General features: G+C 60.5%; 14 protein-coding genes. 2 read left to right on the top strand and 12 right to left on the bottom strand.

Translation table 11 applies throughout. The features are described from left to right. Positions 1 to 2049: a BREX system Lon protease-like protein BrxL gene (gene brxL, locus IPM27_06135; protein ID MBK9161126.1), complete on the top strand. Its 2049-nt coding sequence runs from the start codon at positions 1 to 3 to the stop codon at positions 2047 to 2049. Between the two features lie 18 nt (positions 2050 to 2067). Then, a complete protein-coding gene (locus IPM27_06130; GenBank protein MBK9161125.1) occupies positions 2068 to 3009 on the top strand; it encodes an HrgA protein in 942 nt (313 codons plus the stop codon). 8 nt (positions 3010 to 3017) lie between these two features. On the opposite strand, the gene IPM27_06125 is transcribed toward IPM27_06130, so the two are convergent. The 12 genes from IPM27_06125 to IPM27_06070 all read right to left on the bottom strand — a co-directional run bounded on the left by IPM27_06125 (position 3018) and on the right by IPM27_06070 (position 11737). Then, complete coding sequence (locus tag IPM27_06125) at positions 3018 to 3308, bottom strand: hypothetical protein (GenBank protein ID MBK9161124.1); 291 nt, start codon at positions 3306 to 3308, stop codon at positions 3018 to 3020. A 78-nt stretch (positions 3309 to 3386) separates the two neighbouring features. Next, entirely contained in the window at positions 3387 to 3854 is a 468-nt protein-coding gene (locus IPM27_06120; GenBank protein MBK9161123.1) for a lysozyme, read from the bottom strand. After that, positions 3851 to 4327, bottom strand: coding sequence for a hypothetical protein (locus IPM27_06115; protein ID MBK9161122.1), 477 nt, complete (start codon positions 4325 to 4327; stop codon positions 3851 to 3853). The genes IPM27_06120 and IPM27_06115 overlap by 4 nt, the downstream gene beginning before the upstream one ends. Beyond that, complete coding sequence (locus IPM27_06110) at positions 4324 to 4617, bottom strand: hypothetical protein (protein ID MBK9161121.1); 294 nt, start codon at positions 4615 to 4617, stop codon at positions 4324 to 4326. Before IPM27_06110 ends, IPM27_06115 begins: the two co-directional genes overlap by 4 nt. Positions 4618 to 4682: 65 nt before the next feature. Next, complete coding sequence (locus IPM27_06105) at positions 4683 to 5033, bottom strand: DUF2793 domain-containing protein (GenBank protein MBK9161120.1); 351 nt, start codon at positions 5031 to 5033, stop codon at positions 4683 to 4685. Then, on the bottom strand, positions 5033 to 7243 hold the full coding sequence (locus IPM27_06100; GenBank protein ID MBK9161119.1) for a hypothetical protein: 2211 nt from the start codon (positions 7241 to 7243) through the stop codon (positions 5033 to 5035). Before IPM27_06100 ends, IPM27_06105 begins: the two co-directional genes overlap by 1 nt. Beyond that, entirely contained in the window at positions 7244 to 7438 is a 195-nt protein-coding gene (locus IPM27_06095; GenBank protein MBK9161118.1) for a hypothetical protein, read from the bottom strand. It abuts the gene before it with no gap. Then, positions 7435 to 7674, bottom strand: a complete 240-nt coding sequence (locus IPM27_06090; GenBank protein MBK9161117.1) for a hypothetical protein — start codon at positions 7672 to 7674, stop codon at positions 7435 to 7437. The genes IPM27_06095 and IPM27_06090 overlap by 4 nt, the downstream gene beginning before the upstream one ends. 3 nt (positions 7675 to 7677) lie before the next feature. Beyond that, positions 7678 to 8475 carry a phage BR0599 family protein gene (locus IPM27_06085; protein ID MBK9161116.1) on the bottom strand — a complete coding sequence of 266 codons (798 nt, stop codon included), beginning with the start codon at positions 8473 to 8475 and terminating at the stop codon, positions 7678 to 7680. Positions 8476 to 8477: 2 nt separating this feature from the next. Beyond that, the gene (locus IPM27_06080; protein MBK9161115.1) at positions 8478 to 10169 is read right to left on the bottom strand and encodes a hypothetical protein; all 1692 of its coding nucleotides are present in this window, start codon (positions 10167 to 10169) and stop codon (positions 8478 to 8480) included. Beyond that, positions 10166 to 10927 carry a hypothetical protein gene (locus IPM27_06075; protein MBK9161114.1) on the bottom strand — a complete coding sequence of 254 codons (762 nt, stop codon included), beginning with the start codon at positions 10925 to 10927 and terminating at the stop codon, positions 10166 to 10168. The genes IPM27_06080 and IPM27_06075 overlap by 4 nt, the downstream gene beginning before the upstream one ends. 3 nt (positions 10928 to 10930) lie before the next feature. Beyond that, entirely contained in the window at positions 10931 to 11737 is an 807-nt protein-coding gene (locus IPM27_06070; protein MBK9161113.1) for a hypothetical protein, read from the bottom strand. Positions 11738 to 11744 lie beyond the last annotated feature (7 nt).

Here is an 11744-nt window from a genome sequence, read left to right as displayed (position 1 = left end):
ATGATTGAATTGGATCAGATTGATCGCAAGGCCGCTTCCGTACTGGAAGGGTATCTGGTCCGGAAAGACCTAGTCCGCACGTTTAGTCGGCAGTTTCCGGTCCCCACCTATGTTGTCGAGTTCATGCTCGGCCGTTATTGCGCCAGCACGGTACAAGAGGAAATCGACGAGGGTCTGGAGATTGTCCAGCGCCAGTTGAAGTCCCGGACAATCAAGGCGGGCGAGGAAGAGTTGTTCAAGGCCAGAGCGCTTGAAACGGGAGAAGTGAAAATCATCGACCTGATTACCGCTCGGGTCGATAACAAAGGCGAGTATGTGGCGAGTTTGCCGAGCTTGCGCCTGAACGATGTTCGCATCAGCAGCGACTTGGTGAATCAACACGAACGCATGCTGACTGGCGGCTTTTACGCCGAGCTAGGGGTGACCTTCGATGTGGCCATTGCCCAGGAGAGCAAGGGGCGTCCGTTTGGTATTACCTCCCTCCGCGAGATTCAGCTCTCGAAACGCGATGTCCTGGATACCCTGGCGAAGGCGCGTCGCGAATTCACCACCGAGGAGTGGAAAGAGTTTCTGCTACGCTCAATCGGCATTGAGGCGAGCGCTTTGAGTGCACGGCAGAAAAATGCACTGCTCCTGCGCATGGTCCCTTTTGTCGAGCGCAATTACAACCTTGTGGAGCTTGGCCCTCGCGGCACCGGCAAGAGCCATTTGTTCCAGCAGGTTTCGCCCTATGCCCATCTGATTTCTGGCGGCAAGGCCACGGTGGCAAAGATGTTCGTGGAGAACACTGCCAAGGGCCGCCGGGGCTTGGTCTGCCAATACGACGTGGTCTGCTTTGACGAGGTTTCCGGCATTTCCTTCGACCAGAAGGATGGTGTAAACATCATGAAGGGCTATATGGAGTCCGGCGAATTCAGCCGTGGCAAGGAAAGCATCCGCGCGGATGGCAGCATCGTCTTGGTAGGTAACTTTGATGTCGATGTTGAAAACCAGCAGCGCATCGGCCATTTGTTTGGCCCCTTGCCACCGGAAATGCGCAATGACACCGCGTTTATGGATCGCATCCACGCGTTCTTGCCTGGTTGGGATGTACCGAAGATCAACAAGGATCTGGTGACCGACCATTTCGGGCTGGTGAGCGATTTCCTCTCGGAATGCTGGACCCAACTACGGAATCAGAGCCGGGTCAGCGAATTGCAGAATCGCGTTTTCTTCGGTGGCGCACTTTCGGGCCGTGACACCAATGCCGTGAATAAGACGGTCAGCGGTCTGTTGAAACTGCTTCACCCAAGCGCCGAAGATACGGTGGCCGAGGAAGACCTCGAATGGGCAGTTCGCATTGCGATGGAAGTGCGACGCCGCGTGAAGGAGCAACAGAAGCGCGTCGGCGCTGCTGAGTTTCGCAACACGCATTTCAGCTACACCATGGGCACCGACGGTGTAGAGAAGTTTGTGTCCACGCCGGAACTGCAAAGCGACAACAGCATTGGCGGTGACCCGCTAGAGCCGGGTCAGGTCTGGAGCATCAGCCCCGGTGGCGTTGATGAGAACTCTGGTCTGTACCGAGTGGATGTCAATGAAGGGCCAGGCTCCGGGGTCAAGGTGCTCAACAAACCCATTCCTCAAGCTTTCCGCGAAAGCATGGGCTTCGCCGAGCAAAATCTGTACGCCCGATCTGTTCAGTTGGTCGGCGACAAGGATCCCAGGCAGCACGAATTCACGGTGCAACTTCGAGCGTTTGACGCGGCCAAGTCTGGCGCAAAGTTAGGTGTGGCTTCATTGGTTGCACTATGCACGTCGCTGCTGAAACGAAGCGTGCGCGGGGGGCTGATCATCGTGGGCGAAATCAATCTCGGCGGCTCGATTGAGCCCGTGCATAACGCGGTGACGATTGCCGAAATCGCCGTTGAAAAAGGTTCAACCGCGCTGCTGATGCCCGTAGCCTGCCGTCGCCAGCTGGTCGACTTATCCGACGACATGGCCACCAAAATCGACATCCAGTTCTATTCCGATGCCAAAGATGCGCTGCTGAAGGCCATGGCCGAGTGATTCGAAGGGGAAAACAACATGGCGCTTAATCTTGGCAAAGCAGTTCTCGACTTTCTCACGGCTCATCCAGACGAGAAGTTTTCTGCTCGACAGATTGCAGAGTGGATCTTCGCCACCTTCCCCGAAGAATGTCAGGCGAAGAAGGCGAACAGCCAGGCATTGGATACCGATACTGACTTGCTGCAACAGCTGGTCGCGGAAATCGGCTCGCGGCGTCCAGTTCTGCAGAAGAAGCATCCGGGACTAAAGATCACGGAAGGCAGGCCACGCAAGTATTACTTCTCTGAAAAGTCGGACAGTGCCGAAGTGGCTGCAGTTGAGAGCGGGAGTGGATCAACCACAACGGGTAAAGAGGATCCCAAGCTCGGGGAGCATGGCCTGTACCCGTTGCTGTCCACGTATTTGTGGGCGGAGTTCGGCGTCTATTCGAAACGCATCGATGAGAAGCGCTCGTCCAATAAGCGTGGCCCCAACGGCAACCGCTGGCTTTACCCAGACTTGGTTGGCATGGAAGACCTGGGGTCCGATTGGCACCAGGAAGTGAAGGACTGCGTCAATCAATACTCGGACAAGCGCACAAAGTTGTGGTCATTCGAGGTGAAGTTGCTGATCAATCGGTCGAACGTCCGCGAAGCGTTTTTCCAAGCGGTGTCCAACTCGTCCTGGTCTAACTTCGGCTATCTCGTAGCAGGCGAAATCGAAGGCCAGGAAACCCTCAAGGAACTGCGCATGCTGTTTGCGGCGCATGGCATCGGACTGATTAAGCTGGATGTTGAAAACCCGTCTGAAAGCCAGGTACTGATTCCGGCAAAAGAACGTGGCGAGATCGATTGGGACACAGCTAACCGACTGGCTACCGAGAACAAGGACTTCCTCGAGTACGTGAAGCTGGTGAAGCAGTTTTATCAGACGGGCGAGGCCCGCCTGGCGGATTGGGATGTACCGAAGGTGGCCGAATAGTCGCAGGACTATTCGAGGCAGCCGAACACAGTAAGTTGCTGATCGCCCTTGCTGAATTCGCCACGCCAGGTTTCGCGACCGTCAGCGCGTAGGCGGCTTACGATCAAATGAAAGCCTCCGCACCCATGTTGCGGGGCCGAGGCAAAGTCGGCCGTGTCGAATCTGGCTTCGCGTGCCAGGGTGGTTGCGATGGACTTCATCGCGTGCTCAAAGAGATCGAGCAGATTTGATTGAGTGGCGTCATCAATGCCGTGGCAGGAAATGTCCTCGATCACGGCTCGCTTGTATCGGTTGGTCATCATTAGCTCCTTCATTGCGGGAGATGACATGAACGCGCTGTTCGGCCCAGAAGCCAAGCTCTTCCGCGCGTTTCTGGATCATGCGTTGCGAAGTAGCCAAGCGGCCTCAGCCTCCCGTCGCGTGACAAGACCCGACAGCACTTTTCCGCCGCCGTAGATCCATCGGCGTAGCTCTTGGGCTGCGCTCGACCAATCTCGCTGGTTGATTCGTCGCCGCAGCGTCGAGGTCTGCAAACGCCCCGCACCAAGGTTGAACGTGAAATCCACGATAGCAGCGAGCCGCCCCTCGGGCTCAGTGGCCAGCACGGGGCAGTAGCGCAGCGTGGCGGCGAGTGACGATTGCAGGTCGCGCGCCAGATAGACCTCGGCTTCGGCCTCGGTGATTGGCGGATGCTTCGGGTCGCAGAGATGGCCGAAACCAATCGTCCAAAATCCGGCAGGACACACGTAAGGGATGGCGGTGATTTCTGTGCCGCGCTTCACCTTGCGTTCGAATCCTTCGAAACGCTTGGCCAGTTCGATGGCCAATTTCGGAACCTCGATCACGATCGCACTCGATCGAACACGCGCCCGAGAAACCAAAAGTTCAGCACACCGGCCCATAGCGCCTGATCGGCTTCCGTCCAGGCGTGCAGGACCGCCGTGCCCCAACCAGCGCCGGCAGTAATAGCAGCCACAAACGCGGCCGTCTTCGCCGCACAGTAGAGCAACATGAACCAGTAGGTAATCACCGGTCGCACACTGATCGATAAGGCATCGGCCCAGCGCACACCGGAGCGCTGCCCCTGGGTAGCGACCGCTTCCTTCAACGCATCGATCGCTCCGGTATTCCATGCCGCATCGGCGCTGGCACCGATCTCACCTATCCGCTGCGCACCGCGTAGTTTCTCGAACTCCAGCGCCTTGTCCTGCATCGCCAGTTCGTGAGTTCGCTCACCATTGCGGTCCATCCACTTCAGGATTTCCGGTGCGAGGCGGAAGGCCCCACCCAGCAGGCCGCCGAGTAGCGTCTCGATCATGGCTGGCCCCCGAACAACTTGATCTTGAGCACGGTGCCAGCCAGCAAGGCCAGCACCAGTCCGGTGACAATCATCTTGACCAGCGTGATGCCCGCCGTGCGCTTGGCCTCATTGAAGGCATCCAGCAGGTTTCTCAGTTCCCGAATGTCGTGAGCGGCATCCTCACCATCCAGGCCCACGCCATGCAATGCGGCGCGAGCTCCACGTTCGGCGGCGCGCTCCAGCATCGCCTCGAATTCTTCTTGTGGGATGGTCACCATCTTGCGGCGCTCCATTGGGGTTGCATCCATGATTTCGTCCTCCAGAAATGCGAAGCCCACCTCGTGGGTGGGCTCGTAGTGTTGATAAAGCAATGTCAGATCGCGATGCCGGCACTCCAGCCGGTGGCCTTGTAAGCCGAGAGCACAGCCTCGTCATCGATGTAGCAAAGCCAGCCGACCTTCGGCGTGTAGTACTCCCAGGCACTGGCCACGCGCACGGCGATCTGGTTGGTCCTGCCAGCCCACACACCGGTCGCAGCGGCCGGAATGATGTAGCGGTCGCCATCGACCGGACTGGCCGGCGGCGTGACCAGATCCCGATCCTTGACGGCGAGACCGACCACCGCACCGAGCCGCTTCAAGTTGCCGTCCATCGTCGTGTGCCACCCGGACTCGCCGAGGGTCCAGCCGTAGGTCAGTCCCAGGTTGGGATCAGTACTTGCCATCAGATGCCTCCATAGTATTTGCCGTAGTTCAGGCCGAAGCCCGCCCGCTCGAAACTCCGCGTTTGCTTTTGCCAGCTGACCTGCCCGTCGCGCACCGACTCGATCTCGACCTTGAGCCGGCCGTTGATCCGGCCCAGCCCGCTATCCGTGGCTTCGTCGGTGGTCGTATAGGTCAGGGACGTCGTGGTCAGTCCCGAGAGGGTTTTCTGGAGCCCAAGGTTCTCGTTGTAGATGCGAACCGTGGTGGTCACACCCGCCTCGGGACCGATGTTGCCTTCCGCCTGCGTCACCAGATAGACGGTCTGCTGCATGCGGTCGCGATGAGCCCAGGTCAGCGCCACCTGACCCAGAATCGCGGTGGGCCACATCACGTTATTGACGCGCACATTCCCTGGTGGGTACGGCCGGATCATCCTTTTTGCGAACGTGTAGCTGTCGGCTGTCGCCGCCGACTCCGCCAGGCGTCCCATGCCGGTCGACGGCAGCAGCTTGACCTGCAGCGACTCCCCGGACAGATACTGCTCGGTGATCAGGGCTTCCACACCATCGGCGAACCAGATCCGCGCGCCGGCCAGATGACTCACCGGAACGGTATCGAGAATGCCCCGTTCCACCGTGATCGTCCCGGCACCGAGATTCACCGCCTTGATGGCCACGATCTCATCGTCGAGATAGGCCAGCTTGTCGAGGCCGACCGACTCCAGATCCTGCCCGTTGCCGATTGCCAGCACAGTGGCAGCCGGGTCGATGTCGTTGATCAGCGTCGCGTTGGGCGTAAAACCCATCGCCTCAACCTCGGCAAAGGCGGCGCTGCCCTGGCGCGTCAGCACTTTCACGTTGAGGGAATCTCCGGAGGGCCGGCTCGCGCACACCACCAGCAGACCACCTTCGGGTTCAAGTTCAGCCCGGGCCGTCGCCGATTCGCCAACCACCCGTTTCACCACCGTCCACCAGGGTGCCTCACCCAGTTTCCTGAACGGCACCGGGGCCGGGGCGGTCAGTGGCGAGACCCAGGAGGTGGGCGTCGGTGAGACATAGGTGGCCGAGGGCAAGCCGAAGATGTCTTCGACACACTCGATGCGCACCCGCCCATCGGTCAGGGTGCCATAGCTGATGCGCACCACCCGCATCACCAATTGGGCGATGCCCAGTTCCGGCCAGGTCAGCTTGAAGACATCGCCGATATTGAGACTGGCCGCTTTGCGGTTGGCGACCAGCGTCGCCTTGGCCAGGGGAACGGACAGCTGCTTGAGGTCACCCAGCGCCACCTTCGAGGCCAGCGTGCCGTTGCTGATGCCCGGATAGTCCACCGTCACCGAGGACACCACGCCTCCGGCCAGTTCCAGGGCCGCCAGGTCATGCACGGTGATCGCCGCGTCCTTGTCAGTGCTGCGGTCCCGGTAGCGCACCGTGACCTGATTGATCAGTTCGGATTCGGCCGGACGCGAGAAGCTTTCCAGCGCGAGGATATTGGTGGCATCCAGCACCATGAGGCTGGGAAGGCTGTAATCCGCCCGGGCGAGTTTCAGTGTGTATTGCCCGGTACGGGGATGAACATACAAGGTGCCGTCGATGTGGCGCAGGACTTCACCGATAAACTCTTCGAGGGGCTGTTCGCGATCCCACAGCAGGGAGAGTCCGAACTGTTCGCTGCCCAGGGTGTAGGACGCCGTAGAGAAACTGCTGGCATCGATCTCGCTGGTGGCGTGCCCCAGACCCCAGGTCGCATTGTTGAGGCACTCGTAGATGATATGGGCCGGATTGGCGTCTCCGTTGATGTAGCCGCTGCCCAGGGCCACCGGTGCCGGAATCCGCCGTGCCTCGACGCTCCAGGGCTTGATGTAGGGGTTCATGGCTGACAACTGGCACTGCTGGACGATCAGCGACAGCACGCCGCGAAACGCCGGAATGATGCTGCCGAGCTTCTGCTGAAGGTAACCGGATACCGTTTCAGCCGGGCCGCCGAACTTCACCTCGACATAGCCCTGCACACCGCCTTCGCGCGAATCGCCGCCGAACAGCTGCGGGGCATTGATGTAGATCGTCTGGCTGCTCGTGATGCTGCCGCTCCAGGCGGTGCGCTCGCCGACGATGATGCGGGTGATGGCATCGACCGGCCCATGGCACAGGACCAGATGGAGCCCCGCGTAGTAGCGATGGCCGACGACATAGGAACTCGAGCCGCCACCACGTTTTCCGCCGCCGCCCACTTAGGCCACCTGCTCGCGTTGTTCGACCGCTTCGGCGAGGCGAATGGCCATGGCGTCACCACTGGCCCGGAGCCAGTCGGTCGTCACACCGTCCCGACGGAAGTCGTCGAAGCTGACTCCATCACGCGGGAACCATTTACGCAGTCCGGCATTGCAATAGCCCAATGCCTTCGCATCCTCATGTGTCACGATCATTTCTTGCCTCCACTGCCAGACGTCTGGCGAATTTCCGTGGTCTTGATGTCGCCATACCAGACGCAGTTGGCCTGGCGGATGACGCGCGTGCCGAACAGCACCGGGATGGGTTTGCCCTGTTCGGCCACTGGAACATCCACATTGCCGGGCGAGACGGAAGCCGGTTTGGGCGGCCGGGGGCTCAGCAAGGCACCGATGACTGTGGTCACCACCCAGATGAGAATTTGAGTCCACATGATTCAGATGATCGAGTCGCCGGCAAAGGGGTTCTTTGCCGGTATCCATGGGAATCCGCCAAAGTTCAGCGAATTGCCGAACTTGCTCTGGCAGGTCGAGAAACTGCGGTCGCAGCCGGCGAAGGCTTCGAAGGCACTGCCTACCGCCAGTCCGGGCAGGACGCTCGACAGGGTCACCGTATCGCCCGAGTGCTGGGTGATCATGCGCGGTACGCCGCCCACGCGAAGGTAACCGCCGGTCAGCCATCCGGTGCTCTGCGACAGGAAGGCCACCGACGTTGCCGTCAATCCAGAGACCGCGCTCAGCGTGCCGGCGATCTTGTAGGCCTGGTTGTTGATGCCACAGCCTGGGTCGTAGAGGGCATGGCGGCACCCGGTCTGGTAATGCGCCCGCAATCCCGGGCGCTTGAGGGCCGTGAAGATCGATTCGCAGCGGATCGTCGCGCCACTGCCGGCAAACACCACCGAAGCCACCCGGCCCTTCCATGCGGTGATGTATTCGCTATCGCCGTAGTGATTGCGAAACAGCGTCAGAGACACCACCCCGTTGGGCCGACTGGCGGCAAACAACTGGGCCACCGCAAAGTCGCGCGCACATTCCAGTTCGATGCCATTGCGCGAGAAATCCGGCGATTGCTCCAGTCCGGAACGACGCAGAACGGCCGGTTGGTAGGTGTCGGCCTGGTAGGTCACGACCTCGCGGCCGCTGGTCACCGCCCAGATCTGCTGGCCAAGGACGAAGCGATAGAGTTCCACCGGCAGGCCAGCGGCCACCGAGGTTTCCTGCGTGAGGTAGGACATGTTCAGCCTTTGATGCTCTTGATCGGCAGCGCCGATTCGACGATCCGGTCAGAGATCCAGTGCAATTCGATCTGGTCGCTGTCGAGCCGGCTTTTTTCGAGGAAGTAGATCGCGAGCCAGTCTTCGGGATTGGCATCGAAGCCGAAGGTCTGGTCCAGCGTCATCGTTTCCTCTTCACTGAGGGTCCCCGCGCCGAAGCTCAGGATCGTGCGGTAGTACCAAGTGCCGTTCTTGTGCAGGAAGGCGGCTTCGGTGCGTCCCGGCATCGGGTTGAAGTACAAGGCATAGCCACGCGCCGCCACGGTCATCACTGTCTGGTTCGACAGAATCTTGCGGGTCGGCACGATGGACGTTTCCAACCCCGGCTGCCAGAACGCCACCAGGCGACCGGCACGTGCCGCCAGCCAGCCCTTGAAGGCGGCAATCTCGGCACGACTGCTGAAGCGGAAATCGAAAGTACGACGAATGAACGGTCGCGCTCCCGAGTCATCTACCGCCGTGATGCCGGTCTCGTAGTCCAGGACCTCAGCGAGCCGCTGATACTCCACCTCCACATCGCGCTCCCGGTTCGATCGCGGAAAGGTCATCGGCCAGATCGGCACATTGCTCAGCTTGGTGGTGTTGTCCTGCTTGGTGATCGTGGTGGTTCCCGCGATATCGAACACCACCCGGGCCGTGACGATGGCTTCCGTGATCCGCGTTACCGGCTGGCTGATGCGCAGCCGTGCGGTGCGCGCAGGCGTTACGAAGGCACCTGCCGGCCAGGACTGGAGGATGGGTTGCTTGAGCGTTACGCCATTGCTGGCCACCGACAGCACTTCCGCAGCCTCGGTATTGCGACTGTCGGTACCGATCACCAGCAGGCCATCGGCCTCGTACTCAAGATGCGTCGTCGTCAGTGGAATGAAGGTGCTGCCCGCCACCAAGCTGCCCGCTAACTGCGTCTTGTCTGGCCAGATCGGCAAGGCATAGACCCGCGACTGCCAGGCCGACAGCAGTACATCCAGCAAGGCCGCATCGTCGCGCCCGAGCAGTATCGTGAATTCGAGCGAGCGGCGCGGATTGACGCGCAGGCTCACGCGCTGTTCCGTGCCATCCCGGGCGGTCAGCACATCGGTGGCCCAGGCCAGTCGTTCCAGCCAGGACTCTCCCCAGTGTGGCCGCAGGCCGAAGACCACGACCCGTCGACCCGAGATGCTCAGGCGCGGCGTCTCCCCTGGAAACTGGAAGGTGAAGGACGCCTCAATGACCGGGGGACCATCGAGACTGATGGATACCTCGTACAAGCGCGAGGAGAGCATCCCGAATGACGTCGGCGGATTACTGCTTCCCGACAGCACGATGCCACCATCGTTCTCGCCGACGATGGCCGACAGGGTCTTGGTGGCGAAATGCGCGTTCCACACTTCGATCTGCCGCATCTGCGTCGACAGTAGATTGCCCAGGATGATCTTGCCCGGCAGCAGATGAATCTGGTGATACCAGTGCTGCTCGAACTGGCGAATCGTGAAGCCGGCGAAGCCAACCGGCAGTTCGCTGACCGGCAGAAGGTTCGTTAGGAATCCGCCGCTGGAGAATCGCGCAATGGCCCCCTCATAAGGGCGAAACGGTGCCGGCAGGAATTTCTCCGGCAAGGCATAGGCCGGATCGCCCTTCACGCCCGAGGGCAACACACCTCCCACAAAGGTCGTCATTTCTTGAAGGCGTAGCCGCCATAGGACGTGCTGAACACCATCCACTCGTCGCTGCCAAGCGTGACGATGTCCTTGTTGGCGTACTGACCGTTCATGCGCAGCAGACGGACCTCGGGGATATAGCCCACCATCGAGTAATAGTAGGTCGGCGTCGTCCGTCCCACCTCGACGGTGATCGGATACAGCGGCGTCACCCCGTTGAAAGTGATCGGTGAATAGCTGTCGAGTTGCCGTGTCAGGCTGGTGTAGAACATCCGCGACGAGGTATTGCCGGAGCCGTTGGCGGTTTTCCAGGCATTGGTCGCACTGTCGATGTCGGCGCGCACGGCACCGCTGTAGCTGTCGGAAAGAAAAGCACCACCCGTGAAACTGCAGGTCTTGGTCATGGTGCCGAAGAGCAGCATGTTGTAGATGGTGCTGGTGTATTGCGTGACGCAATAGCAGTAGCCATCCCCGCCGAACAGGAAGTATTCGGCACTGCCGGACAGCAGGTTGGCCGAGATCGAGCCACCTGATACGGTTTGTGAGCCGTAGGCCAGGCCGCTGCTGAACGCAGTCGAGCCATAGGCCGCGAGGTAGCTGCTCCAGGAATGCAGATTGACGTATTGGCCGCTGCCCGCGTGCTGCAGGTGCAGCCGGTAGTAACCCGAGTCCGCCTGGTACATCAGCTGCGTGTAGCCGCAGTAGGTGGTGGCGAAGAGCCGGATCTTGTCGAGCAGGTCGTTCGGCGAGGTGGTGATGCCGGATTGGAATGCCATGATCTATTCGAGCTTCAGTGCCCAGTAGTCGTAGTACCCGGTGCGATACACGTCCTGCACCACAAGGTGATCCACGCCATTGGCGGTGATGATGTTCTCCACGGCATTGCCGTAGCCCGGCACGCTGTACATGCCATCCAGTTCGCCCAGGCCCTGCATCACGAAGGGCAGCAGCGGGTAGCTGCCATCCGGCGCTTCGCGCTGATTGCTGCCCCAGGTCCCCGGCCAGAAATACGGACTGCTGTTCCATGTGCCTGTGGGCGACCAGTACGCCCCGGAATAGCCGGCCGTGCGAGGCAGATGGTTGCGGTAGGGGTAAGCGTTGCTCCAGCGCGTCGAGCCGTTGTATGAGCCGCCCACCACCAGGGGATACGGATATTGGGCCGGCGTCGCATAGGGCAGGAACAGACCGAGATGCACACACTCGTAGTAGGTGCCGGTCTTGACCACCACCACGATGCGGCGGCCGTTGGCGACAAACCAGTATGGCATCGCCGACAGGGTCAGCAGCGCATAGTAGGTTTGACTGCTGTTGTACTGGGCATCAAACGCCACCCCGGGGTTGTAGGTGACATAGCCCCGTAGTTTCCAGTTGCCATAGTCCGACGAGGTTTCCGTCTGTATCGCGACATAGATTTCATCCGAGCCGGCCAGGCCGACGCCCTTGAGCACCAGTTCGGCCGGCGGTCCCGGCACCCAGCGCATGACTTGCCAGCGCTCGTTGGCCGGCAGCATCTGCTCGGTGACGAAGGCCTTGAGGCGCGTCAGCAGGTCGAGGTAGTCCGAAGCGGTACCGGATGTCCAAGCCATGGTAGTT

It is taken from the genome of Nitrosomonadales bacterium (assembly GCA_016716325.1).
GTDB lineage: Bacteria > Pseudomonadota > Gammaproteobacteria > Burkholderiales > Gallionellaceae > Gallionella.
This window is presented reverse-complemented; position numbering and strand designations above follow the sequence as displayed.